The sequence below is a fragment of the Allorhizobium sp. Av2 genome, from assembly GCF_021462805.2.
GTDB classification, from domain to species: domain Bacteria; phylum Pseudomonadota; class Alphaproteobacteria; order Rhizobiales; family Rhizobiaceae; genus Allorhizobium; species Allorhizobium vitis_G.
The window spans coordinates 1-25,032 of record NZ_CP192699.1 but is presented as its reverse complement, the minus strand read 5'-3'; the positions used below and the strand labels follow the sequence as shown (position 1 = coordinate 25,032).

Sequence of the window (25,032 nt, the reverse complement as noted above, 5' to 3'; positions counted from 1 at the left end):
CAAACCTAACCTATGAGAATTGCGCGGATGTCGTTGACGTTCGTAAGCGTTGGGCCTGTGACCACCAGGTCGCCGATGGCCTTGAAGGCCGTGTAACTATCATGGGCAGACAAGGTCGCCCGTGGATCGATACCAGCATCGCGCATTCGGATAAGACTGTCCGGCGCGACCAGCGCACCGGCAGCATCCTCGACACCGTCGATACCATCAGTATCACCGGCGATGGCCCAGATGCCGGAAGCTCCCTTAAGGGCAACCGCAAGGCTTAGAAGGAATTCCGTATTTCTTCCACCTCGCCCGTCGGTCATGCCACCAAGGGACACAGTGCCCTCACCACCGGACAGGATGATGGCAGGTGCTGCTATAGGCAGGCCCTTGTCGCGCGCGGACAGCGCGATGCCCGCCATGACACGCCCCATTTCGCGAGCCTCACCTTCCAGGGCATCTCCGAGGATAAGTGGACACAAGCCGGCATCTAGCGCAGCCGCGGCGGCCGCATCGAGCGCTATCGAGGGGGCAGCAACCAGCCGAATCTCGCCTGCGACCCCCTCTGCCTTAGGCGTCTCGTTGCCTTGCACCAGCACTGCGCGCGCAGACTCGGGCAGGTCAATGCCGTAGCGGGCGACGATGGCTGCTGCGTCTGCCAAGGTGGTCGGATCCGCGACCGTTGGACCCGAGGCGATCTCCGATGGATCATCACCCGGCACGTCGGAGATGACCAGTGTCACCAGTTTTGCTGGCAGTGCTGCGCGGGCCAGACGGCCTCCCTTGATAGCGGAAAGATGCTTACGGACGGTGTTCATCTCGGAGATGGTAGCACCGCTGGCAAGCAGTGCCTGATTGACCGCCCTTTTGTCGGCCAAAGTCATCTTGCCCGCAGGCGATACAAGCAATGACGAACCGCCGCCGGAGATGAGAGCCACCACGAGATCGTCCGGACCAAGGCCCTGAACCGCAACGAAAATCTTCTCTGCAGCCTTGATGCTCATCTCATCCGGGACGGGGTGGGAGGCCTCCAGGATTTCGATGCGTCCCGCCGGAACGGCGTGGCCGTAGCGAGTGACCACGATGCCCGAGAGATCGACATCGGGCCAGGCGGCGTCGACCGCAGCCGCCATCGCAGCCGACGCCTTGCCCGCTCCCACCACAACGCAGCGACCTCTGGGACGCTCTGGGAGGTTGTTGACAACAGCTATTTTCGGATCCGCGCTGGCAACGGCTGCGTCGAAAATTCGACGCAGCACCTGGCGAGCGGACACATCGTTCCAGGTCATTCTGCAGCGGCCATCTTCAAGATATTCGATCCTGCGATTGCGTTGCATACGGCTTCGGTGACTTGGCTGGTGTTGGCGGTGCCACCCACGTCAGGGGTCAGGATACCCGCTTCGGTCACGCGCTCGACGGCGCCCATCAGCCGTGCGGCGGCGTCGCGTTCACCGAGATGCTCGAGCATCTGCGCGGCAGTCCAGAAAGTGGCGATCGGGTTGGCGATACCCTTGCCGGTAATGTCGAAGGCAGATCCGTGGATCGGCTCAAACATCGATGGGAAACGGCGCTCCGGGTCGATGTTGGCCGTCGGCGCAACCCCGAGGCTGCCAGCGAGAGCACCAGCCAGATCCGACAGGATGTCGGCATGCAGATTGGTCGCCACGATCGTATCCAGCGTCTCCGGCTTCAGCGTCATGCGCACCGTCATTGCATCAACCAGCATCTTGTCCCAGGTGACATCCGGGAACTCCGTCGCCACTTCGGCCGCGATCTCGTCCCACATCACCATGCCATGGCGCTGGGCGTTCGACTTGGTGACGACAGTCAGCAGTTTGCGCGGGCGCGCCTGGGCCAGCTTGAAGGCGTAGCGCATAATGCGGGTCACGCCGACGCGGGTGAAGATCGCCACTTCCGTGCCGACCTCTTCCGGAAGGCCCCTATGGGCGCGGCCGCCATGGCCGGAATACTCGCCTTCGGAATTCTCCCGCACGATGACCCAGTCGAGATCGCCTGGACCGCAATTGCGCAAGGGCGGCGTGATGCCGGGCAGGATCTTCGTCGGGCGCACATTGGCGTACTGGTCGAACCCCTGACAGATCGGCAGGCGCAGGCCCCAGAGCGTGATATGGTCGGGAACGTCAGGGGCGCCGACCGCACCGAAGAAGATGGCATCGAATTTCTTCAGCTTGTCCAGCCCGTCGGCCGGCATCATCACGCCGTGCTTCTTGTAATAGTCCGAACCCCAGTCGAAGGTTTCGGTATGGATCTTGAAGTCACCGCTGCGCTGTTCCAGCGCCTCCAGAACCTGAAGACCCGCAGCTATAACCTCAGGACCAATCCCATCCGCAGGGATCGCTGCAATCTTGTATTCACGCATGTCTTTTCTCCACTTTGAGATTTAACGATGTTGGACCGGGGCGACTTTGCCCCCGTTTTCCGGTGCGGTACGCGACAACACGAGCGTCACGATCGCGGATACGACCAGCAAGCCGGCGACGAAGTAGAGCCCGCCCGCAAAGCTGCCCGTAGTGTCTTTGATCCAGCCGATCATCGAGGGACCAACGAAGCCGCCCAGGTTACCGATCGAGTTGATGGTAGCGATACCGGCTGCGGCCGCTGGTCCTGACAGGAAGAGCGTGGGCATGCTCCAAAGCGGCGGCTTCGAGCAGCTGATGCCGATGTTAACCAGCGTCAGCGCAATAAGGACGGTGAAGACGCTTGTCGCACCCGTGGCAAAGGCAAGCCCGACGGCGGCAAGCAGACACGCGCCAACCACATGCCAGGTCCGTTCACCGGTCTTGTCGGAATGACGCGCCCAGAGAACCATTGCAACAACTGCGAAAATGCCCGGTACCGCGTTGATAAAGCCGACCTGAAGGGACGATAGGCCGAACTCCTTGATGATCTGCGGCGCCCAGATGCCGAGGGTGTAAAGGCCGGCGGACGTACCGAAATAGACAAGGGCGAGCGCGATAACCCGAATGTCAGCGAGCCCTGCAAGAATGCTGTGGCTGGCCTTGCCCTTTGCGGCCTGCTCAGCGTTCATCGTCTTCACAAGCCAGTTGCGCTCATCTTCCGAGAGCCACTTGGCTTTTTCCGGACGGTCGGTGAGGTAAAAGAGGACGACGACGCCGAGGATGACCGCAGGAGCGGCTTCAATCAGGAACATCCACTGCCAGCCGGCAAGACCGAGGAAACCATGCATCTCCATGAGCGCTCCGGAGATCGGCGAACCGAGGACGGTCGAAAGCGGGGCTGCGGCCATGAAAATCGCCGTCACTGCCGCACGTCGACGAGCCGGAAACCAGAAGCTCAGGTAAAGGATAATCCCCGGGAAAAAGCCCGCCTCGGCAACGCCGAGAAGGAAGCGTAACGCATAGAAACTTGTTGTTCCCTGTACGAACGCCATGAGGCCGGACACGATCCCCCAGGTGATCATGACGCGGGCAATCCAGATGCGCGCACCGACTTTGTTGAGAATGAGGTTGGACGGAACTTCGAACAGGAAGTAGCCGACGAAGAAGATGCCTGCGCCGATACCGAAGACGGTCGAGGAAAAGCCGAGATCCTCGTTCATGGTCAATGCGGCGAAACCGATATTCACCCGGTCCAGGAACGCTACAAAATAGAGCAGCATGATAAATGGCACGATGCGCAGAGTGATTTTGCGCAGAACGCGCGTCTCCAGGTCGCTGTTCATAGCGAACTCCTCCCAATGATCCGTTGGGCGCACCTCCTGCGCCTTCAGGAAAGACGTTAATTCTTACTTTCCTCCCAAGCGACAATGCTTTAATTATATAATTAGATGTTATAAAGGCATGTCATGGAACTGGAACAATTAAAATGCTTCGTCGCTGCGGCCGAAGAACTGCATTTCGGTAGGGCTGCGCAGAAAATGGGAATATTACCGGCATCGCTGGGACGGCATTTAAGACTGCTGGAGGAGTCCCTCGGCACTCGCCTCATGTCCCGGACAACCCGAAGTGTCGCCTTGACCGAAGATGGAGTCGCCCTGCTAGAGGAGGTGAGGCCCCTTCTTCATCGTCTCCAGACACTTGCGGAAGAGTTTCGATCAAGGAAAACGCAGCAGGCGACCGTGCTCCGCATAGGTGCGATAGACAGCGCTGCAGCAGGTCTTATACCGCCGCTGCTGCATGATTTTCGGGAGCGATTCCCCGGGATCATCACGCAACTTGTCGAAGACAAGTCGATACGTCTCATTCCAAAACTGATTGCCGGGCGTCTGGATATCGTCTTTATTCGACCTCGAGACGGACTGAACCGGAACCTGGTCGTTCGCACCCTGACGCAGGAAACACCCGTTATTGCACTGCCTGTCACGCATCCGCTCGCGAACCGCGAGCGGATCTCCGTCGATGAACTGCGCGAGGAGCCCCTCATCGTGCCAGAGCGTCGCTCTCGTCCCCACAGCTATGACCTGACCATGAAACTCTTCGAGGACGCCGGACTACACCCGCGCATCGCTCAGATTGCTGACGAGAAACAAACGATTATCAACCTCGTTGCGGCAGGAATCGGATCCGCCATCGTCCCCCGCTGGACCGCGAAACTCGCGGTATTCGGGGTGACTTTCGTTCCCCTCATGACGGTTGGCGGCATTTCACTCCGGAAACTGCCTCTTGCCGCAGCCTGGGCAAAAGCTGTTCGTGATCCCGGACGCGACCAGTTGCTGGAACTTCTCGACACAAACATCGACCGATATGCCGAGCAGGCGTAGGCTCGCCCGCCTCTTCATTCCATCTGTCTGCACCCGATAGAGAGGCGGACGCCAACATCTGGTTCCTCTTCGCTCTTGATGGGAATCGAACCGAGATCCGGTGGTGTCAGTTTTTATGATACTGAAATATAAAACCTTTTTGCTTCACGGCGCCCGCCGGTTTACCAATTTCGTTCTTTCAGCAACCAGAGTCGCGCAGGTGGTGCTTGAGAGGAAGCGGCGGCACGGAACCAATTCGAGGTTGGCCGCTCCATATATTTTTTTAGCAAGAAAGACGCAACCGATGATGAAGACAACCACCGAATCGGCAATAGTAGCGGTTGTATATTCTTTTGAGCCAAAGGTGCCGAATGCATTTGAGCCGTATTGTTATCAAGGGATACAGATCCCTTTCCTTCGTCGACGTCAGTATAAAGGACAAGGCGACCTGCATCATCGGTGAAAATAATACGGGTAAGTCTTGCTTCATCCAAGCGCTTCGCCTCTGTCTAGACGTCGATTTTTCGTCTGCATTTCGCGCGTTGCAGAAAGACGACGTCCATAGCGGCATCGATCAAAGCCGGCCTTTCCAAGTTTTGGTGGGCGTGGAGTTCACAGGCTACGAGGCGAGCGATAACGAGGTAGCGATGCTTCATGGGACCCAGCTTGGAGACGGTCGAGCCCGAATATTCTATAGGTTTCGTCCCAAAAACCTCGTCCGCGGTGAGCTGGCATCCGGCGGTCGAACCGCTGACAGCCTCACGCTGGAAGATTTCGGATGGGAGCTCTATGGCGGCGGCGATCCCAACATCGACCTTGCCGACTTCGAATGGGACACTGATAACGACGAAATTGGAGCGCGCTCTGTCGGCTTGCAATATCTTCAGGCCTACAGGGTGGTGTTCCTCCATGCGCTCCGCGATGTCGAAGGAGATCTTGCCGATATGCGCCGGTCGCCGCTCATTCGCCTGATCGAGGCGACCAAAATCGGAGCAGGTGAGCAGGCGGCATTGATCGCCGCCGTAAAGGCCGCAAACGACGCGATTGAAAAATCACCGGCGATCGAATCCGTTGCGGATGCCATTGATGGAGCGTTAAAGGACGTGACGGGCGACGCCTTTGCGCTCGATGTCGATATTGGGCTGAGTTCGCCCACCTTCCAGTCGATCCTGCGAAACATCCGGATCCTCTTGAGTGGCCCATCCCTGAAAGCCTTTGAGCCGAGACGCAACGGTCTTGGCATGAACAATCTGCTCTACATTGCGATCTTGATCGAGCAGTTTCGCAAGCGCGCGGCAGAAGGCAAGGCGGCGGGCGAACTGATCCTGATCGAGGAGCCCGAGGCACATCTGCATCCCCAGTTGCAGAGCGTCTTGCTGGATGCTCTGCGCGAGTTGCCGTTCCAGTCGATTGTCACCACCCACAGTACCCAGGTGACGGCAAAGGCGCCGCTGTCGTCGTATGTGATGATGACCAACACGGGCGGCAACGCCCCTTACGTCTCGACCATCACTTCTAACACCGCACTGACACCGTACGACGTTGCCGATCTTGAGCGCTATCTAGACGCAACCAAATCAAACCTGCTGTTTGCCCGCAGGATAATGCTGGTCGAGGGAGCGGCGGAGGCTTTTCTGCTTCCCGGCCTTGTCAGATCGGCCATGGGCATAGACCTCGAACGCGCAGGAATCTCAATCGTGCCCATACACGGCGTCCATTTCGGAGCCTATGCACGATTGTTTTCCGGAATCGGCCTGCCGAAGCGCTGCGCGATCGTGGCTGATGCAGATCAGGAACCATCGGACGCCAAGCTGACCGACGACGAGGACCATGATGAAATCGATGCGCCGGAGAAGGAGATCCTCACCGCCCTGGAAGGGGACTATGTAAAAGTCTTCCTTGGAGCCACGACATTTGAACGGGAGATCACCCTTCCCGAGAATCTGGACATGCTGCAGAAGGCAGCAGCGCGCATTGGCGCGCCCCGGATTTCCAAAAAACTCGAGATGGCCGATCTCTTCGGTTTGGTTGACGACGGCTTGAAGAAGAGCGTGCTTAACACGGCCAAGCGGTTCGGCAAGGCGCGCTTTGCGCAGCTCGCAGCCGAAAACATTTCGGAAAAGGCCGCCATCCCTGACTATGTTCGCAACGCAGTAGATTGGCTGCTCGAATGAAGCTGACACCGCAACAACAGCTCGCTCTCGATCATCCCGGCAATCTGCTTTTGAAGGCCTGCCCAGGAAGCGGCAAGACTCGGACGATCGTTGCAAGGCTCGTGAAGGAAGTAGAGGAGGTCCGGGGGACGCCCTTTGCTGTAGCATGCATCACCTATACCAATGCTGCGGTCAACGAAATCGACGCCCGCGTGGCGGCCCACCTCATGCCGGATAGCCAGACAAACTATATCGTTTCGACGATACATTCGTTCTGTCTGCACCATATTCTGCGGCCCTTCGCGAGCCGGGTCACAGGTTTTTCCGGCACTATGAAGGTGTTGACCTCGGAGAGAGCCGAGTTTGTCGAAATCGCCGATCTCGCCGCGGAGATGGTCGGCCGATATGATCTTCGTTTTGAAGATTATGTGCGTTTCGGCGGGATCGGTCTCGATGCCAGCGGTCGGTATATAGGATCTGCGCTGGAAGACGACATGATCGCCCTCGCCGCGCCGCACTTCATGCGACTGGCAGCCGAGCGCGGTTTTATCGACTTCGCCAGCATCCTCTATCATTCCTACTGCTTGCTGCGAGACGATCGAGAGGTGTCCCGATCTGTCGCGACGAAGTTTCGTTCGTTTCTGATCGACGAGTTTCAAGATACGACGGAAATCCAGGTCGAGATCCTCCGACTTCTCCATCAGGAGAAGCGCTCAAAGTTCTTCCTTGTCGGCGATCCCGCTCAGTCAATCTTCGGATTTGCGGGCGCGCGACCCGAGCTCATCGACCCCTTCGCTGACGAGATCGGAGCCAAGCGCGACCTGTCCCTATCTTGGAATTTTCGATCCAGTCCGGCAGTCGTCGAACATGCCGAGCGCCTCTTTCCTCGCAATCCGGCAATGACAAGCGAGGGCGAAGCGAAGAACTGCGCAGAGCCGGTCCATCTCGTTTCGACGGGGAAAGTCTTCGATGCTATAACGGACGAGTTCCTGCCGGCAATCGAGCGCATGAAGTTGCCATTGGGCCGGTCAGCAATCCTGGCCAAGAGCTGGAACGCGCTTTATCCTATTTCTCGTGGGCTTCGGGACTATGGGATCCGTGTGGTCGGCCCGGGTGCGAGGCCCTACAGGCGCTCGCGGCTTTTCGCGTCATTGGCGGAGCAGCTTGGAGCTGCCATTACAGATGAGCATCTTTACAACATCCGGCAGCTGGAGCGGGCGACGTTCAATGCGATCCAGGATGCCAGCGGGGAAAGCCGATTTGACGTCTATGGCTTTGACGGACGGAGAACTATGGTTGCGCTTCTACGGATCGCGAAGGATTTGGCGCGGTCGCTCGACGGCGTCGAATGGCTCGACGCGACGGCGCAGGAGGTTGGTCGTGTCCTGGTGAAGGACCAGTGGCTTCCACCGAAGCACGAAGCCGACTTTTTCGCTTCCGTGCGGGAGATGGTTTCAGACATGCGGCACAACAACATCGATGTCGATAACCTCTCGATCGATGATCTTGGCATGTTTGCTAGCCCTGACAAAGCGTTGCGGTTGATGACCATCCATGAATCGAAGGGACGGGAATTTGCAGCTGTCGCGGTGATTGGCCTGAGGGAAGGATCGATGCCTCACTTCAAAGCACGGACCCCTGAAGCGGTCGATGCAGAACGGCGGCAGTTCTACGTCGCGGTAACCCGGGCGGAAAGACTGCTGATGTATGTATATGACCGCGACCGCTTTGGTAATCCTCCGAGCCGATTCCTCGGAGAGGAGGGTGTCGGGTTGGTCTAGGGAAACGCGACCCTCATTCTGACATCTACAACAGAGTGGCAATTCTTGACCATATGTCGGCTGCCACCTCCTCCTCGGTGCGGTCAGCATTCACTAGATGGCAGCGTCCGGGGTCGTTCGCCGCGGCCGAACGGAAGCCATCTGCAATCTGCACGAAGTTCCGCCCGTCCTCAGCGGGATCGCCGGGACCGTCCTTCCGGATTGTCCTGCGTGCCGCAGCCCTGTGTGGTGGCAAATCGAGAATGATAGTCGCATGCGGTCGTGCGTCACCGACAACTGCGTGCAGAACGGCGTCGAGGAGAGGTCTGAGATCCTCGGCCGCGCCGAAGACTTGCAGGGCGTAGGTCGAATCGAAGTAGCGATCCGACACGACCCAGTTCCCGCGGACCAAGGCCGGGCGGATCACACTCTGGACGTGGTCGTACCGGGCTGCGTTGACCAGCAGCAGTTCCTCCACACGCTCAAGCTGCCGGTCGCCTTGGGTCAGGATGGCGCGGATTTCTTTCCCGAGCCGGCCGCCGTCGGGTTCCTTCGTTTGCACGACGCTCCTGCCTTCCCCACGCAAACGCTCGACAAGGCGTTTGACCTGCACGGATTTTCCGCTGCCGTCGATTCCCTCAATACTTACAAACGGCAAGTTGAACTCCTATATGACTAACCCGCGCCGCAGGAAGGCAGCTCATGGCTCGATCAAATGTTGTTGTCTTTGTCTCTGCGGGTATGTCCGCCCCTAAAAAGCGCGACCACTCCCTCGCCCGTAGACAACTCTACCTCAACTACGGCGCCTTGTCGTTGGCAACGATGTTGCAGCTCAAGGGCTATGAAACGCTTCTACTTCATGGGGAACATGACACGCCAGAGGTGGCAATGGAGCGCCTCGTGGCAAGGGGGGCGCTGCCCTCGTCCTTTCCACTTATGGTGTCTATCCCGAGCTTCTATGCCCTCGATTGGGCCAAAGCGTTCTGCGCGCTTGCAAAGAAGGCAGATCGTGATTGTCGGATCATTGTCGGAGGCAGGTGGGTGGTCGGGCCCGATGTCGCGTGGTTGCGCACCAAGTTGCCCGAGGCCGATATTCTCGTCGAAGGGCTTGGCGAGCCGATCGTCGAAAGCCTTCTGAGCGGGAACCCAGACCTTCGCAGGCTGTCGGCGCCGACCCCTGGGTTCACTTTGAATCACCTGCTGGTGGACGGCTACGAGCGGTATCAGCCGAGCGTGGAAGCCTCTCGCGGTTGCGGCATGAAATGCGTTTTTTGCGAAGAGCGCGATATCCCGCTTGAGAAGCTGCGAGATCCGGACGACCTCGCCGCATCGATGGCTCTCGTACAGGAGCAGTACCGCGGAGCTGCGATTCACCCTTACCTTCAGTCGTCGATGTTCGCGCCCAGTCGCCAATGGAGCGAGCGCCTCGCTTTGGCTGTCGAGCGCCTCGGGCTCCGCGTCGAATGGCGGACGGAGACCCGGGTGGACGCCATGACACCGGAAACGGTCGCGGCGCTGGCGCAGGCGGGGCTGAAAGTCATCGACCTTGGGCTAGAGACAGCGTCTCCGGCCCAAATCCTGGCCATGGGGAAGTCCCGTGATCCGGACAGGTATCTCAGGCGCGCATCCGACCTCGTCGAGGCGTGCCGCGAACACGGCGTGCGGGTCAAAGCGAATGTGCTGCTCTATGCAGGTGAAACACAGCGGACCCTCGACGAAACGACGACATGGCTTGACCACCACGTTTCGGCGATCGCAGGCGTGTCCGTAGGCCCGGTCATCGCCTACGGGCCGCCCAAGACGGCCGACCCGTTGCTTAGCGATTGGATTGCCCGCGGGGCCAGGCCGGTGGATCCGGCGAGCGCCGAAGCAACCGGCATCACGATGATGCACCTCAGCAAGGACTTCGACGCCGCCGAGGCCGAGGCGGCAAGTCTATCGCTCTCTCGCCGATTTATGGATACCGGTTCCTATTTCGAGCTCAAGAGTTTCAGCTACTATCCAAGGGACTACGCCCGCGCCGATTTCGATAGGGACGTAGCGGCTGCCGACCCAGCCCGGCTGCCCTTCGCCCTGGAGCCCGCGTGAGTAACTGGCGATATCCGCGACCGACCGCGAGTGTTCGATACACCTCGTCCCGGCTGGCGTACGGCGGCGGTGGTAGACGGATTCTAATTCTGTATTCGTTGCGTACACAGCTGTCCTTGGCAGCCACTAACGTGATAGTTGTAGCGCACAGATAGTTGGAGAGCCCCCGTGGATTGGCAAAACCTCCTCGACCGCAGGCGTTTATGCGACGCGAATTACGTTGAGAAAACCGATCGACCGACGTTCATTCAGGACGCCGACCGAATTACATTCTCTGCTCCCTTCCGTCGCCTTGCCAACAAGACGCAAGTCCATCCCCTGTACGAAAACGACCACCTACACCATCGACTGATCCACAGCGTCGAGACGGCGAGCGTCGGCCGCTCCCTGGGCATTGCCGTCGGCGACTGGCTCGAGAAAGAGCACGGCCTCGGTGCCGGCGAAAAGTACGTCGTCGCCGGGATGACGCAGGCAGCTTGCCTTGCCCATGATATAGGGAATCCGCCCTTCGGACACTCGGGCGAGGCGGCTATCGGAAGCTGGTTCGCGGAGAGCTTCCGCGGTCCGTCCGAACTATTCGGCGCAATCGAGACGCCGCTTCGATTGGAATTCCAGGATTTCGAGGGGAACGCGCAGGGCTTCAGGATTATCAGCAGGCTTGAGATGTACCGGAACGAGGGCGGCATGCGCCTCTCGATGGGCGTGCTTGGCGCCTTCGCGAAGTATCCGGTAACCGCCAGGGTCCGCGCCAAGGCAAAGCAACCGTATCGCGGGCTCAAGAAATTCGGCGTGTTCGAAAGCGATGCCGAGCTGTTCGCCCAAGTCGCCGAAGCGGTGGGGCTGCCCGTGGAAACCTTAGGCGCCGATCGCTGGTGGCGCCGCCACCCGCTTGTCTTCCTCGTAGAGGCCGCCGACGACATCTGCTACAACATCCTCGATCTTGAGGACGCCTACGCGTCGGGCGACTTCAACGAGGACATCGTCCTGAAGCATCTTCAGTCGCTCGCCGGCATCCCCAACGTCGACCTAGCCGACCGAACGACCGACGAGATCATCGCCTATGCCCGCGCTCGCGCGATTGGTTCGGCCATTGATGCCTGTGTCGCGGCCTTCAAGGCAAACTATGATGCGATCATGTCGGGCTCGTTCTCGGGATCGCTCATCGAGGCATCGGCTAGAAGTAGGGAATTCGCCGCGATCGAGAATCTCTCCAGGCAGCGCCTGTTCACCTCTCCTCGCAAGACGGAGTTGGAGGTCTTCGGACGGAACGTCTTGCACCGGGTGCTTGACGGACTAATCGGCGTCTTCGAGCAATTGCGCGCCAGGAATTGGGACCCGGCCGGGCTCGACGGGTACCACGAGCAGCTTCGCCGAGCAGCTAACCTCGATTTGCGAGACGTCAAAGACGAATACACAGCTCTCCATGCGCTGACCGACTATGTGTCCGGGATGACCGACCGTTACGCTGTCAAGATCGCCAAGCTCGTCGCCGGGGTCTAGGCGCCAGCTAAGCTGGCATTTAACGTGCGGGTGTCAATCCGCTCACTACGCGACGGGCATCCCAGGATTTGGGAACTCTACTGGATTTCAATTTCTTGGTTAATAACCGCACTCTCGACAAAGTTCCTCATTCGATGAGCCGTCGAGTTATAGATTGAGCTGTTATCGCCAGCTTCGAACGTTAGTACGAATGCGGCGGATTGCTCACCCAATTCTCGTTGGCTACCAGTCAAGTTGAATTGATACAGATCGCGGGAAAACACCTGCGCTCTGAGCCGGAAGGTGGCGCCAGAATATCCGATCCCGCTCTTCTTCGAAAAATCGCGCATGTGACGCCTTACCGGATACCACTTGGCTAGCTCCGTCCGCGCATCCATCTCGGGCGCCTTGTCCTCTTTCATGCTGCCAAGTAGATTTCCAATGTCACCGCTTGCCTTACGGTATTGCAACGCGACTTGAATTCGGGTTGCGTAGTAATTTGTGCCCGCAGCTTCCGATACCTTAGGGGTAAGGATCGCTGTCAACCGCGCCTTTCCGAAGAGTTTCCCGTCCTTGATCAACTCCGGCGGGATCGGGATTTCATCCCAAAAATATGCATACCCGGGGGTTAGCCCTGCTTTCCACGCCATCGTTACGGTACCGGGCGCACAGATCCATGGCATCGTTCCTCGATAAGGTGTTCCCCATCCCGTCGAAGGATGATGTGCGTCAGCCTCCGAACGATCAATCAGAAGTGCTTTGACTAGGTCCGGGCTTGGGTCCTTCAAATTTGCGAAGGTATGCGCAGCCAAGGATGAAACTAGAGGGACAGCGTAACTACTGCCGGATTGGGGCGCCCCACCACCTAACATATTTAATGTTGAGAACCAGCTTAGATCGGGTTTCAGCATGCCCTCAGGGCCCGGGCCGACGAGCGAGACGCCGCATGCATCGGCCGGCTTTCCCCTGTTATCGAACTGCCTGCCGCCAACGACAATCGCAGCATCGCAATCGGCAGGAGGGCATAGCTGGTGTGTTGGATTATCCGCCCGGCGATTTCCAATAGAGATTACGAGCAGCAAGCCGAATTCCCGCGCTATCGCGTTCAACTCATGGCCGAGATAGCTGACATTGAATAGATCGCCTTCGGGCAACACTTGGTTGAACGATAAATTCCAAACTTTGGCGTCTGGGTAAAGACGAGCTACCTGTCGCAGATAGTCGATCAGGGCATCTGGATTTACGCCTGCATTTCCACCGGCCTTGGCCACTGCAGGGACCGTACCTAGTCGGCATTCCAATTGAGGTAGCTCGAGCTGATTATTCCACGCGTGAGCATGCACTACGAGCGATGCCACCCTATTTCCGTGCGCAGTGTCCGCAACTGTAGCAGCAACAAGTGACGGTGCTCGCCAAGCTTCCAACGGAAGATATGAATTTGCCGTCAATCCACCATCAACCACAGCGACGATAGGTTGGGATGCCAGGGTTGGCGCAGGCGGGACTGGCTGCGCCCCAATCCCTGGCGAGGTCACTTCAATCCGACGAACCGGATCAATGCGAAATGATGATCCCGACGCGATGAGCTCGATGAGTGCTTCTTTGGAAGGTATTGCTGCGAAAGTTCTGGCTGCGCCATTGTTGCGATAGCGACGGACGGCCCTGCTTACAGCAGTTTGCCTAGGATTTACGTTGGCCGGAAGACCGTCTTCACCGCTCGTTTGTCCTGCAAGAAGAACGCCTGAAAAAGTCGGCATCAGATGACCCTCCGACTCGATGCGATTCAGAGTTTGCACAACGGATTCACGTGCCTGCTCATCGCGGAAAGGTGTTAGCCAGACGACAAAGCCGCGTCCTTCCTTCAACTCATCTGCCGCATTCCAGAGCGCGTCGATCGTACGACCGCGAAGAATCGCTTCTTCGCCAAAAGTGGAGATCGAACGGACGCGCGAGATGGCGGTGCGGGCCTCGATTGTTGTTGCGCCCTGAATATGGCGCCCCAACAGGGGTAACTTTGCAGCTTCGACCTCGATCAGATAGCCACCGTTTATTGGCGCCGTGAACTTGCACCCGGACCGCTCATCGAACAAGCCGCGCGGTATCCAGGATGGCGCAAGCGAGTCTCCAAACATTTTCGCAACAATATGGAGCTTACCGCCGTGCTTCGGCGTCTCGTCCACAGCCCTGATCACCTCCTGGGCATCACGGTATAGCTCCCTACGTTGTTGCTGTAGGCGCGCCGCAACAATCCCGTCCTCTCCCTTTCCTGAAATGTGAGGCTCTTCCGGAACGGGCTCCTTTTTCAAAAGAAGGACAGGGTTAAGAAGCGGATTTCGACTTGGGGGCTCAGGTGCCATCGCGTTCGTCTCTCAAATATCCAGAAATCGCTTGTCTACTGACACCAAGCAATCGGGCAACGTCAGCGCCGCTCACGCCAGATGTATTGACAAGTTGGCTTGCCAATTTCTTCTTTATTTCGGTACTAACTCCGTCGCGCGCAGGCATCGCATAGCGGCCTTCTCGCAAGCACATCGCCGCCCACGCAACGGCTGCCAAGTCAACCTCGCGCTTATCTAGAAGCGCGTGCCGTCGCGCCGCTAATGCCAAATCTTCAACCTCGGCTCCAGTAAGACCGGCCGCAATCTTCGCAAGCATTCGCGATACGGTCGAATCGCTGTTGTCATTCTGAAGATAATGGCTCCACAGATCACAAAGAACCTCTTCAGAGGGAAACCCCAGTTCAATCTTATAGGGGAACCGTCTCCAAATTGCTGGATCAAGCAATTGAGCGTGGTTGGTCGCTCCGATGACAACTGACTGATCATCGAGCGAGTCCAGGCCTTGGATCAGCGTGTTGACGACACGCTTCAATTCACCAAGCTCATTCTTATCGTCTCGAATCTTCGCGACGGCATCCATCTCGTCAAGAAAAAGGACAGCGTTTCTCGAAGGAATGAAGTCGAAGACATTACGAAGATTTTTCGCGGTGTCCCCAAGATATGATGAAACAACAGAATCCAGCCGTACGACATAAAGTGGCTTATTTAATTGGGCGGCCAAATGACCGGCCAAGAGGCTCTTCCCCGTGCCAGGCGGCCCCGAAAGAAGCATTGAGAGCCGAGTCCCGAGACCTTTTTCGGTCAAAATCTGAACGTTCGTCGCATCCTCAATGAAATTCCTGAAAATACTACCGCTCTGCTCATCAACAAAGAGCGGACTGGTCGGCCATGGTTGCTCCTCGACGAGTGGCGATCGCGATTTGGAATCGACAGGGAGCGTTTCCAAATAACCTGACGCCTGCAAAGGCACTCCCTTGCGCCTCAGCAACGATCGCAATGCTTTCGCGGCCTCAGGATCCTCCGCTGCTACGGCCTGAGAAACGCGTGATCCTATCCTCCGGACCTTCGTGTAGTCGGCTGACAAGGCCGCATCAAAAAGTTCGAGGATTTCGCTTGTGGGAATGTGCATGGCTGCCTTCGTCAATTATTTTTCATATTTTGTAAATCAAAAGTAGACTGTTGACAATCGATTTTTAGTTAACGTAAATTAACTGCAGACGCTGACCGTATCGGGCATCGTTCTTGAAACGAGAAAGGAACTCGGCATGTCCAAGAAAATGAAAGCCCGGATTGGTCGTGAGGATCTCAACTTTGTTGAGCACCTCTTTGACGACGAGAAGGTCACCGGCGCACAGATCGGCGAGGCTGCCGGAGCTCATCCTTTGAAGGACTTCATCGTCCTCCAGCAGCTTCCATCTTATGAAATCGAGACACTTCGGCCGACCGAATTGGCCGATCTCAAAAAATCTCTTCGCTTCTTCGTGATCAAAAGCGATGTGACTTTCCAGTTCCTGATTGACGGCCTGAGCATGGCTTGGCCGCTGGAGAAAGCGACCGGGCACACGTTATTGTTTCTGGCGGGCAAAGAGGATGGCTTTGAAATCCTGCTCGAGAGAGAAGACCAGCCAGATAAGATCGTGGGGATGTCAGATGAGGTCCGCATCTCGAAGTCGGGCACCGAGGAGTTCAAAACTCGAGCAAAGCATGGGCCGGTCACCATCATCGTTGAGGGCACGCCTCATGAATGGGACCAGAACAGAATTTCGTATGACGAAGTGGTCACTCTGGAAGTCCCAGACTACGCACAGCATCCGGAAATCACATATTCCGTAAAATACAAGAATGGCCCTGGCAACAAGCCAGAGGGAATTCTCGTCAAAGGCGCATCTGTCAAAGTCAAAAATGGGATGATCTTTAGTGTATCAGAAACTGGCCAGTCATAACGACGATATCCGTCGGTTAGTTGAGAAAGGGTATGCTGTTGGCTTCGACAGCAACTATCTCATCATTCGCGACATCCCTTATGTGGACAGCCAGCGAGGTCTGCAGACTGGTGCGTTCGTAGCGAAGCTCGTTTTCACGGACCAGGTCCATGTCAAGCAAGACGACCATCAGGTATTCTTCGCTGGAAGCGCACCCCACAACGTTGACGGCAGCCCTATCACAAACATGAACGACAGGGCGACAGGGCTAGCACTTGGCCCCGGTGCTAGCGACATCGTGGTGCAACGCCAGTTATCGAATAAGCCGAATACGAATGGTGTGCTCACTGGCTTTGCCAACTTTTTCGATAAGATCGATTCCTATGCGGGAATTATCTCTGGGCCCGCAACAGAGCTGCACGGAGCGACCCCCTACACATTTAGAGTAGTTTCTGACGAGGGCGAAGGATCGGTGTTCAAGTTCAACGACACCCTTACCAGCCGTGCTGAAATCACCGAACTATCCTCAAAGTTCTCCGACGAAGTCGTCGCAATCATCGGATTGGGCGGGACGGGCGCTTACGTCCTCGACTTTCTGGTCAAAACTCCCGTTAGGGAAATTCTGGGTTTCGACGTCGATGCGTACCATGTTCACAACGCATACAGGTCGCCAGGTAAGCTGGACGAGCATGACTTTCAGAGGAGCAAGGCAGAAGTCTACCAAGAACGGTACGAAAACTTCCGGCATGGTCTAAAGCTTCAAGCAAAATTTGTGGATGTCGAGAGTCGTGACGATCTCCGAGGCGTCACCTTCGCATTCGTCTGCGTCGATAAGGGCTCATCACGATCGGGGATTTTCAGTGTGCTGATGTCACTTGGCATACCGTTCATCGACGTGGGAATGGGATTGAATCGAAAAACTGGCCTGTTAAATGGCATGCTTAGAGCGACCCTTTACGATGCTGAACATGCATCAGAGGTCTTAAAGCTAGGACTGTCGGAGCTTTCCGATCCCCCTGAAAACCTTTATCGAACGAATGTGCAGATCGGCGAACTCAATGCACTCAACGCAGCGCTTGCAGTTATCAAATATAAGCAGCTCAAAGGTTTCTATCATGAAGAAGCGCCAACGTTCCACACGCTTTTCGAGATAGGCGATCTGAAGACGGTATCGGAAATCTACGGCGATGAAACTGAATAACATCAAACTGCGACACGTAGAATTCATGCCCAAGCAACTAGAGCCGGGCATTCTTTACGTGTCCACGAAATACGGAACCGCAGCTCATCTGTGCGCTTGTGGATGCGGGGAAAAGATCCGCACTCCGTTAGGAGAAACTGAATGGTCGTTCTCCGAAAAAGCAACCGGCCCATCACTCTGGCCGTCAGTAGGAAATTGGCAGAAGCCATGCCAGTCTCACTACGTAGTCGATGGTGGGGAGATCATATGGTGTGGCCAGTGGACGCCCGAGCAAATCATGGCAGGACGCAGCAAGGAGGAAGCACGTCGCGTTGCTTATCTTGAGCAAAAGTACGCCAAGGACTCCTTGTTCAAGCGCTTCCTGCGCTGGCTCAAGTCTATCTTTGCCAGCTGATTACAGCGATCGAACGAGGTGGCTTCAAACCAGAAGCCACCTTGCAACAACTCTTACAATACGCCCCACGCCCGAAACCTCCCCCTCCCCGTCATCTCTCTAAGGCCGAGTTCCAAAACGATCCGCCGCGCCGCCTGCGGCGTCACCTCGAGCGTCTTCGCCACCATCCCCGCCGACACCAGCGGTTTTGCCATCACCAGCTCGACCAGTTTTGGAAGTTTTGACGAGATCCGCCGCCCATCCACTTTTCTATCCATCATCGTCTTGGCCAGCGCCAGCCGGTCATGCTCCTTCAGCCCGATCTCGGCGGCCGCCAAAAACCCGTGGGCGATGGCGAGCAGCCTTGTCTCCCGGTCGCGGTTCCGGCGGCGATCGACCGGGATGGTTTTGAGGCCGGTATTGACGGCGGCGAGATGGGCACCTGACGTGACGCCGGCCTGGCGCAGGATCGACGACGCCAGCAGCCGGCCGAGCCAGGGGGCGTGCTGTAGGACGGCCAACTCGTTCCAGGCATCGAGGGCGACGATCGCCCGCAACACCGCCGGCAGATGTTCGGCCTGCCGCAGCACGCCGCGCCATTCCTCCAGCCGCTCGTCCTCGTCCCAGTCGAGATCATAGACCAGCGGATCCTTGGCCCGAGCGCTTGTGGCGGGGCCGGGCGATCTTGCCTCTTCGATCGCGGCGTCGGAGCGGGCCAGCACCGCGTCGATGGCGGCGAATTCCTCCGCCAGCGGGCCGGCGTCATCATCGCACTCCTCCCCCTCCCCTTTCACGGGTTCGCCGGAATGCACCACGCCGACTTCTTTCTCGACGTGGACATCGCCACCAGATGATGCTGCAGGCCACGCCTGCCCCCGCAAACTGCGCAGGCCATCGGGCGAGAGTGCCCAGCCGGGTGGCTGGCCAGATATGCGCCGGCGGGTTTTGAGGACGTCGCGGGCGATGGTCAGTTCGTGGGTGGGTGTACGAATATCTCTGATATCGTCGTGGAGGACGAGGTCTTCGAGGTGGACGAGTTCGCCGTCGATCCACAGCGAGGCGCAGGCATCCGTGAATTGGCTGCGCTCGATAAAGCCGTGCCCGACCGGCGAACGGGCTACGCGCTCGTCGAGACGTGTGAGCGCGATTGCCGCGTCGAAAGCCGGCCGCATCAGGGCTGTCATGCTGATTTTCGCGAGATCATAAGCCATTGAAATCATGGTAAATGATTTCTTACACGAACGCTATGTGGATATTACGGTTCCTCACATGGTATGATTGCCGGTTGGGGTTATAACCATCGATAAGTATTCCTTATCAGGGGTTATTGATTTTTCCCCGCAAATCAGCGAAAACCGACACAAAGCACGGCGCGCGCGGCCGCCGAAACCGTAGATCCGGAGTTTCTCTGTGGCCAAGGCATTTATTTCAAAAACGGCCGTCGATCGCCGCGCCGACGAACTCGATACCATCGCCAGTGTGCTGCCAATCGATCGGCGCGACGAACTGGCCGAATTGTTGACCGACCAGGACATCGAAACGCTGCGTCACCTGGTCAATGAGGGCATGGGGGAAAACACCCTGCGCGCGCTCACCTCCGACCTCGCCTATTTACAGGCCTGGTCGCTCGCGGCAACCGGCGCCTCCCTCCCCTGGCCGGCGCCTGAAGCTCTGCTGCTGAAATTCGTCGCCCACCATCTCTGGCAGCCCGACCAGCGCGAGATCGATCCTCACCACGGCATGCCAGCTGATGTCGAGCAGAGCCTGCGTGAGCAAGGCTTTCTTCGATCTTCAGGACCGCATGCACCCGACACGGTGCGGCGGCGGCTCGCCAGTTGGTCGACACTGACGAAATGGCGAGGGCTGTCAGGCGTCTTCTCCTCCCCTTCGCTGAAATCCGCGATACGCCTCGCCGTTCGGGCGACGCCGCGGCCAAGGAAACGCAAGAGCGCGAAGGCCGTCACCGGCGACGTGCTGGCAAAGCTGCTCGCGACCTGCAGCACCGACAGCCTTCGTGACATCCGCGACCGGGCAATCCTGATGGTGGCTTTTGCCTCGGGCGGTCGTCGTCGCAGTGAGACTGCCGGTCTGCGCAGGGAGCAGCTCACCGTCGAGCCACCCATCACCGTCGAGGGTGCCCCTCCCCTCCCCTCTCTCGCCATCCATCTCGGTCGCACCAAGACGTCAGGTGCCGAAAGCGATGAGGCCGTTTATCTGACGGGCCGGCCCGTGGATGCTTTGAACGCATGGATGGCGGCTGGAAGAATCGAAAGCGGGAGTATTTTTCGGAAGATCGATCGCTGGGGCAATGTCTCGAAGCGGGCGCTGGAGCCGGGCGCGGTCAATGCGATCGTCAAGCGGCGGGCCGAGATGGCTGGACTCGACCCTGCGGAATTCTCGGCGCATGGGTTGCGGTCGGGATATCTTACGGAAGCCGCCAACCGCGGGATCCCCCTCCCCGAAGCAATGGAGCAGTCGCGACACCGTTCGGTGCAACAGGCCTCCAGCTATTACAACAACGCGACCCGCCGAAGCGGGCGCGCTGCGCGTATGCTTTGAAGACGCGGATCGGCCGGCACTGCCTCCAGATAGACCGCGATGAATCTACAACGAAGACTTGCCGATTGAGGCCCCTCCATCGACATGAAGCGTCTACCCGGTAATAAACCCAGCGTCATCCGATAGCAGGAATTCGATTGCCCCAGCGACTTCCTCCGGTCTTCCGAAGCGGCCCATTGGAACGCCGAAGAGGTAACGCGCTTCGCTCTCGCTGCCGACAGGATTGTTCGCCCGAAACAACGCCGTCTCCGTTGGCCCCGGCGAAACGGCGTTCACCGTTATTACGCCCGCAGCCAGTTCAAGGGCCCAGCTCCGGGTGAAGCTGACAAGCGCCGCCTTTGCTGCGGCGTAGCTTGGCGCAGGCTGGAGCCTGCGGAGTTTTCGGCACATGGGCTACGATCAGGATATCTGACCGAAGCGGCTAACCGCGGCATACCCCTCCCCGAAGCCATGGAGCAGTCGAGGCATCGTTCAGTGCAGCAGGCGTCGAGCTATTACAATAGCGCTACCCGTCGAAGCGGTCGTGCTGCACGTTTGCTGTGAAGGCAGGCGTCTACCCGCGATAAAGCTTTCGTCGTCCGGTAGCGTGAAAGCCGCTCTCGCGTCGATTGGCATAGACCAGGCCCAGCCATCAATTCAACGAGAAATTACGCGCACTCATCTCGTATAAGCATCAGTAATTTATGAGGAAAATTCCGAAAAAAACGGCTGACAAGATTGTAGCGGTTGTATGAGAGCCTTACCTCGTCATCTAGGTTCAACACATTGCGCTTATTGACATCGCTAACCCGCAAGCCGGTTGCCATCGCCGTTTACCTTGAGCAGCGACATCAGCATAGGCCCAATTGAAAACTCTCCTCGTTCCGAGCGTTTAGTCAGATCACGTAGATAACCACCGGCCGAGTTGATGTAGTTCGAGCGCTCTAGGATGCACGCCACTGCCGCGGCAGCATTCTCCGGCCCCATCGCATTGCAGGCCTCTTCGTAGGCTGAGGGACTTACTCCGAGCATTGAGCGGACCACTACGGCCGCCGTCATCAACTCGCGCCAATTCGATATGCCACCGCCCGGCCCATAGTCTACGATCTGGGGGCAAGCTCGAAGGACCATACCGAGCGGAAACGACTTGATCTGTTCTGCATTCGCCCTTTTCTGTTCAACGCCTATCCTCTTGGCTGGCGGCTCTTCCGGCAAGCTTTCGCCCTGCTCTTTTTCAGAGCTAGGTTCAAGTTCATAGATAGATTCGGTATTTGAATTCTGTATGTGGCGTTCATTTTGAATGGCATTGCCGTGCATATAGTCGGTATTTAACTGCATATCCAGGAGGTTGATGACTTCATTCCTCAAAAGCTCCATCTCGTCGAGTGTTGCTTCGACCTGGGTTCTGTCGGGATAACGAGGTAGTCGACCAAGAATTCCAACATACATCATCTCGACGTCCAGCCAGTTTCCTGACGCTCCTTCTTCAATCGCAGCCGTAATCAGCTTACGGACATCGCGACGGCAGATCGTCAGTGCTTCTTTTGCCCTGCGGAAGCGTACACGTTCTGCTGCGACTTCCTGCGCAAGTAGGGCAAGCTCCGCCGCGCGCGTCAGCAGCGGGCTGAGATCGAAACCGTATGCCTGCTCAATTACGCCATCTCGACTGCGATGCGCGTAACGCTTGCCGTTTGGACTATCCCGGCGCTGGATAAGTCCGGCATCGACCAGTGCTCCGAGTTGCCGGCGGAGTGTGCTTTCTGTGATCCCATGAGCGCGGACAGATAGCTGCGCATTAGATGGAAACACGACAAGTCCATGATCCTGGTCGAGCTGTGGCTCAGGGTAGAACGTCAAGAGAGCATCGAGAACAGCGAGCGCTCTGTCTTGCAGACCGAAGCGCTCCCTCGCCTCACACACGTCACGAAACACTTTCCACTTTTCTACGCGTGCGCCTGGGCTCGGTGCTGTGATGGCCAGTTGCCCCTTAACTAGGGCAAGAGTAGCCGGTCGCCGCCCAAAAGGCGTCGTTACATGTCCCGTTTGCATTTTTTCTCTCACCTTTCTCTAGGCAAAAGAAATTCGCTCACCAAATCGGTGCCAACACTCTTGACTGCGATTCCGGGAAATGCGATTCTCGATCCTGCTAGAGATGACGAGAGAGGCTTCCACGGTTTACCGTTTGGGGGCCTTTTTCTTTTGCGGTTTAATCTCCGTTGCGTTCGCTTTTTGACCGTTTGTACTCGTCATACAAGCGGTCCATCCGGCCCGAAAGCCAGTCGCTGAAGGGCTTCGCTTCGACATTCGAAAGCTCAATCGCAACCTTCTTCGATTTGGTGTTCATTACGAAATTCAGTGAACTGTCGCTCGACGTCCAATCCCTCCCGGATGCGTTGCCCTTGGGCTTCTTAGCAGCCGATTTGACCTTGTAGCGCTTCAGATAATCATGAAGTTCGTCGAACCGCTTCTCTTCTGCCAGTTCAACGAACCCTGCGGTCTCCGTAAATTCAGTGGCAACCTTCAAGAGGGCAGGAACGAGAAGTAGTTGACGCAGGCTAAGCCACTTGTCGCGCCCGATTTTTTTGGACGCACCGAGAGCTTTGATGATCGCAGCAGGGACCACTTCCACGACACCGAGCATCTTGGACAACATCGCCTCGTCGATCGCGAGAGACGACCGCACCACGTCCTTCGTCATGTTGGACGCAAGCAGGTTCTGTGCGAAGTACGCACGTTCGATGAAGGATAAGTTTGAGCGGGCAGAGTTTTCCTGCCCTTGGGCGATTGCGGACGTGATGTCGTCAAGTTTTTTGACAACCGCCTTGACCGAAATCCCGAGCTCTTTGGCGACCTTGAGACGACGGTGCCCGAAAACGACCATGAAGCGTTGGCTGTCATACGAGCTAGGCCGAACCAGGATTGGTGTCGTCTGACCGGATTCTTTGATCGCCTGTTTGAGCTCCTGGTATTCTTCGCCCTCATCCGACAGCCGATCGGCCACGAATGATACATCCAGCAGCCGCGGATCCAGCTCCACGACGACCTCGCCCTCCATGAGCTTCTTGGTGTTTTCGGCGAGATCTTCAATCGATCGCACAACCGTCTTCGCGGCGCCCGTCATCGCGTATCCAGGCTTTACGGGAGATTTGTCGGTCGATATCGACGCTATATCAAGCTTCGCAAATGGATTGTCACGCGCCATGACCGAACTCCAACTTTGACTTCAACTCCGCTAAGGCATTATTTCGCCTTGCAAAAATAGGAAAAAAAACGGCTGACAAGTTTGTCATTTCCGCCCCCAAGCATTGTGTATCAGGTCGACAATTTCACCATTTGCGGCATTCAGGCTTTCCATTGCTCGATCGTAAGTAGACCGAACGAACTCTCCCCGCTCGACCTCGTACAAAGTCTGCTTTTTGATTGAAGCGTCGGAAATAGCGGTAGATTTAAGAACGTGGTTTCGCAGCATCTGCTGAGCAAACATCGACTGCATGAAGCCGACCATCTGCGCTTGCGGAATGTCGGTCGGCTCAAAGCGTGTCACGAGGTAGCGGAACCATTCCACCCTGATTTCGGCACCAGCCTCTGCAACAGGGGTCATAATCCCTCCCAGCATCTGTAGGAACTGGCTCATCGACATGATGTCCAACATCTGGGGATGGATTGTAATCAGGATGCCAGTGGAAGCCATCAACGCGGTGATAGTAAGGTAGCCGAGCTGCGGCGGGCAGTCGATGACAACCACGTCATACTTGTCGTCCACTTCTTTAAGCGCATTGACGATGCGCATGTGGAACAACCGACCCTCGTCACCTTTTCGAGAAGAAATTGACAGTGGCACATCGTATTCAAATTCCTGCAGCACAAGATTCGCCGGTACAACGTCTAGTCCTGGAATATTGGTCGACTGAATTACCGCTGATATTGGCTTTCGCTCCTCATCGAAACGAAGCGCTTCGTATAGGGACGCTGTATCATCGAGTTCGGGCTGAATGCCGAACAGTGACGTTAGCGACGCCTGGGGATCTAGATCGATGGCAAGCACACGGTGACCGGTGAGGGCGAGATACTGTGCTAAGTGTGCGGCGGTCGTTGTCTTCCCGCTTCCACCTTTGAAGTTCACGACCGAAACGACTTGCATCGGCTCGCCTTCGCGACGTTGAGGAACGTAATAGCGCTTGTCGGATTTTTTGTTGGCTTCGAGATATTCGCGAAGCTCCCGCATTTGATCGGCCGTATAATATCGGCGACCGCTGACCGATTCGATCTCCGGGCCTTTCCCTTCGGAATGGATTTGTCGGAGATGGCTTTGGGTCACACCCATGAAATCGGCGACCTCGCCGAGCTGAAACTTGCGTAATCCCTTACGAGCGTCCGGCGGATACTGTTGGCTGCGCAGCATATGCAACGCGCTTGAGATCTTTGCCCCTTGCTGGGCGATCTCGACGTCAAATCTGTTGGGCAGCTGGCTCAT

General features: G+C 57.2%; 19 protein-coding genes and 2 pseudogenes. 10 read left to right on the top strand and 11 right to left on the bottom strand.

The window, feature by feature from the left end; all coding sequences use genetic code 11:
* Window positions 1-5: 5 nt before the first annotated feature.
* The 3 genes from FS819_RS25820 to FS819_RS25810 are packed head-to-tail and all read right to left on the bottom strand — an operon-like array spanning window position 6 to window position 3,688.
* Window positions 6-1,274 (bottom strand): glycerate kinase type-2 family protein, encoded by a 1,269-nt coding sequence (locus FS819_RS25820; protein ID WP_071201628.1) that lies wholly within the window; start codon window positions 1,272-1,274, stop codon window positions 6-8.
* Window positions 1,271-2,365 carry a tartrate dehydrogenase gene (locus FS819_RS25815; RefSeq protein WP_071207341.1) on the bottom strand — a complete coding sequence of 365 codons (1,095 nt, stop codon included), beginning with the start codon at window positions 2,363-2,365 and terminating at the stop codon, window positions 1,271-1,273. Before FS819_RS25815 ends, FS819_RS25820 begins: the two co-directional genes overlap by 4 nt.
* Window positions 2,366-2,386: 21 nt before the next feature.
* Complete coding sequence (locus FS819_RS25810) at window positions 2,387-3,688, bottom strand: MFS transporter (RefSeq protein ID WP_046802348.1); 1,302 nt, start codon at window positions 3,686-3,688, stop codon at window positions 2,387-2,389.
* A 123-nt stretch (window positions 3,689-3,811) separates the two neighbouring features.
* On the opposite strand from FS819_RS25810, the gene FS819_RS25805 reads away from it, so the two are divergent.
* The 3 genes from FS819_RS25805 to FS819_RS25795 all read left to right on the top strand — a co-directional run bounded on the left by FS819_RS25805 (window position 3,812) and on the right by FS819_RS25795 (window position 8,639).
* Complete coding sequence (locus FS819_RS25805) at window positions 3,812-4,726, top strand: LysR family transcriptional regulator (RefSeq protein ID WP_071201483.1); 915 nt, start codon at window positions 3,812-3,814, stop codon at window positions 4,724-4,726.
* Between the two features lie 350 nt (window positions 4,727-5,076).
* On the top strand, window positions 5,077-6,879 hold the full coding sequence (locus tag FS819_RS25800) for an ATP-dependent nuclease (protein ID WP_070167310.1): 1,803 nt from the start codon (window positions 5,077-5,079) through the stop codon (window positions 6,877-6,879).
* Window positions 6,876-8,639 (top strand): ATP-dependent helicase, encoded by a 1,764-nt coding sequence (locus FS819_RS25795; protein WP_070167309.1) that lies wholly within the window; start codon window positions 6,876-6,878, stop codon window positions 8,637-8,639. Before FS819_RS25800 ends, FS819_RS25795 begins: the two co-directional genes overlap by 4 nt.
* A 25-nt stretch (window positions 8,640-8,664) precedes the next feature.
* On the opposite strand, the gene tmk is transcribed toward FS819_RS25795, so the two are convergent.
* On the bottom strand, window positions 8,665-9,276 hold the full coding sequence (tmk, locus tag FS819_RS25790) for a dTMP kinase (protein WP_071207337.1): 612 nt from the start codon (window positions 9,274-9,276) through the stop codon (window positions 8,665-8,667).
* 44 nt (window positions 9,277-9,320) lie between these two features.
* On the opposite strand from tmk, the gene FS819_RS25785 reads away from it, so the two are divergent.
* Complete coding sequence (locus FS819_RS25785) at window positions 9,321-10,706, top strand: B12-binding domain-containing radical SAM protein (protein WP_070167307.1); 1,386 nt, start codon at window positions 9,321-9,323, stop codon at window positions 10,704-10,706.
* Window positions 10,707-10,874: 168 nt separating this feature from the next.
* Window positions 10,875-12,206 carry a dGTP triphosphohydrolase gene (gene dgt / locus FS819_RS25780; RefSeq protein ID WP_070167306.1) on the top strand — a complete coding sequence of 444 codons (1,332 nt, stop codon included), beginning with the start codon at window positions 10,875-10,877 and terminating at the stop codon, window positions 12,204-12,206.
* A gap of 77 nt (window positions 12,207-12,283) precedes the next feature.
* Here the strand turns inward: dgt and FS819_RS25775 are convergent, their stop codons facing one another.
* A complete protein-coding gene (locus tag FS819_RS25775) occupies window positions 12,284-14,542 on the bottom strand; it encodes a S8 family peptidase (RefSeq protein ID WP_070167305.1) in 2,259 nt (752 codons plus the stop codon).
* Window positions 14,532-15,668: an AAA family ATPase gene (locus tag FS819_RS25770; protein ID WP_234614099.1), complete on the bottom strand. Its 1,137-nt coding sequence runs from the start codon at window positions 15,666-15,668 to the stop codon at window positions 14,532-14,534. The genes FS819_RS25775 and FS819_RS25770 overlap by 11 nt, the downstream gene beginning before the upstream one ends.
* A gap of 121 nt (window positions 15,669-15,789) precedes the next feature.
* Here FS819_RS25770 and FS819_RS25765 point away from each other — a divergent pair, with 121 nt between their 5' ends.
* The 3 genes from FS819_RS25765 to FS819_RS25755 are packed head-to-tail and all read left to right on the top strand — an operon-like array spanning window position 15,790 to window position 18,041.
* The gene (locus FS819_RS25765) at window positions 15,790-16,467 is read left to right on the top strand and encodes a multiubiquitin domain-containing protein (protein WP_081344231.1); all 678 of its coding nucleotides are present in this window, start codon (window positions 15,790-15,792) and stop codon (window positions 16,465-16,467) included.
* Entirely contained in the window at window positions 16,442-17,647 is a 1,206-nt protein-coding gene (locus FS819_RS25760) for a ThiF family adenylyltransferase (protein WP_070167303.1), read from the top strand. Before FS819_RS25765 ends, FS819_RS25760 begins: the two co-directional genes overlap by 26 nt.
* Window positions 17,634-18,041, top strand: a complete 408-nt coding sequence (locus FS819_RS25755; protein ID WP_070167302.1) for a ubiquitination-like system serine protease family protein — start codon at window positions 17,634-17,636, stop codon at window positions 18,039-18,041. Before FS819_RS25760 ends, FS819_RS25755 begins: the two co-directional genes overlap by 14 nt.
* A gap of 53 nt (window positions 18,042-18,094) precedes the next feature.
* On the opposite strand, the gene FS819_RS25750 is transcribed toward FS819_RS25755, so the two are convergent.
* Window positions 18,095-19,240 carry an RHE_PE00001 family protein gene (locus FS819_RS25750; protein WP_070167301.1) on the bottom strand — a complete coding sequence of 382 codons (1,146 nt, stop codon included), beginning with the start codon at window positions 19,238-19,240 and terminating at the stop codon, window positions 18,095-18,097.
* 190 nt (window positions 19,241-19,430) lie between these two features.
* On the opposite strand from FS819_RS25750, the gene FS819_RS25745 reads away from it, so the two are divergent.
* Entirely contained in the window at window positions 19,431-20,579 is a 1,149-nt protein-coding gene (locus FS819_RS25745; RefSeq protein ID WP_070167300.1) for a site-specific integrase, read from the top strand.
* Window positions 20,580-20,672: 93 nt separating this feature from the next.
* Here the strand turns inward: FS819_RS25745 and FS819_RS25740 are convergent.
* Window positions 20,673-20,933: pseudogene (locus FS819_RS25740) on the bottom strand (SDR family oxidoreductase); the annotation flags it as partial.
* A 9-nt stretch (window positions 20,934-20,942) separates the two neighbouring features.
* On the opposite strand from FS819_RS25740, the pseudogene FS819_RS25735 reads away from it, so the two are divergent.
* Window positions 20,943-21,122: pseudogene (locus FS819_RS25735) on the top strand (integrase); the annotation flags it as partial.
* A 240-nt stretch (window positions 21,123-21,362) separates the two neighbouring features.
* Here FS819_RS25735 and repC read toward each other — a convergent pair.
* The 3 genes from repC to repA form a co-directional block, all read right to left on the bottom strand.
* A complete protein-coding gene (gene repC, locus FS819_RS25730; RefSeq protein ID WP_070149952.1) occupies window positions 21,363-22,607 on the bottom strand; it encodes a plasmid replication protein RepC in 1,245 nt (414 codons plus the stop codon).
* Between the two features lie 157 nt (window positions 22,608-22,764).
* The gene (repB, locus tag FS819_RS25725) at window positions 22,765-23,760 is read right to left on the bottom strand and encodes a plasmid partitioning protein RepB (RefSeq protein WP_070149951.1); all 996 of its coding nucleotides are present in this window, start codon (window positions 23,758-23,760) and stop codon (window positions 22,765-22,767) included.
* Between the two features lie 84 nt (window positions 23,761-23,844).
* Window positions 23,845-25,032 (bottom strand): plasmid partitioning protein RepA, encoded by a 1,188-nt coding sequence (gene repA / locus FS819_RS25720; protein ID WP_018326379.1) that lies wholly within the window; start codon window positions 25,030-25,032, stop codon window positions 23,845-23,847.

Bases quoted from the DNA above. Each gene is read 5' to 3' on its own strand.
- FS819_RS25820 (WP_071201628.1), bottom strand. From the start codon at position 1,274: ATGACCTGGAACGATGTGTCCGCTCGCCAGGTGCTGCGTCGAATTTTC.
- FS819_RS25815 (WP_071207341.1), bottom strand. From the start codon at position 2,365: ATGCGTGAATACAAGATTGCAGCGATCCCTGCGGATGGGATTGGTCCT.
- FS819_RS25810 (WP_046802348.1), bottom strand. From the start codon at position 3,688: ATGAACAGCGACCTGGAGACGCGCGTTCTGCGCAAAATCACTCTGCGC.
- FS819_RS25805 (WP_071201483.1), top strand. From the start codon at position 3,812: ATGGAACTGGAACAATTAAAATGCTTCGTCGCTGCGGCCGAAGAACTG.
- FS819_RS25800 (WP_070167310.1), top strand. From the start codon at position 5,077: ATGCATTTGAGCCGTATTGTTATCAAGGGATACAGATCCCTTTCCTTC.
- FS819_RS25795 (WP_070167309.1), top strand. From the start codon at position 6,876: ATGAAGCTGACACCGCAACAACAGCTCGCTCTCGATCATCCCGGCAAT.
- FS819_RS25785 (WP_070167307.1), top strand. From the start codon at position 9,321: ATGGCTCGATCAAATGTTGTTGTCTTTGTCTCTGCGGGTATGTCCGCC.
- FS819_RS25775 (WP_070167305.1), bottom strand. From the start codon at position 14,542: ATGGCACCTGAGCCCCCAAGTCGAAATCCGCTTCTTAACCCTGTCCTT.
- FS819_RS25765 (WP_081344231.1), top strand. From the start codon at position 15,790: ATGTCCAAGAAAATGAAAGCCCGGATTGGTCGTGAGGATCTCAACTTT.
- FS819_RS25755 (WP_070167302.1), top strand. From the start codon at position 17,634: ATGAAACTGAATAACATCAAACTGCGACACGTAGAATTCATGCCCAAG.
- FS819_RS25750 (WP_070167301.1), bottom strand. From the start codon at position 19,240: ATGATTTCAATGGCTTATGATCTCGCGAAAATCAGCATGACAGCCCTG.
- repC (WP_070149952.1), bottom strand. From the start codon at position 22,607: ATGCAAACGGGACATGTAACGACGCCTTTTGGGCGGCGACCGGCTACT.
- repB (WP_070149951.1), bottom strand. From the start codon at position 23,760: ATGGCGCGTGACAATCCATTTGCGAAGCTTGATATAGCGTCGATATCG.
- repA (WP_018326379.1), bottom strand. From the start codon at position 25,032: ATGAGCCAGCTGCCCAACAGATTTGACGTCGAGATCGCCCAGCAAGGG.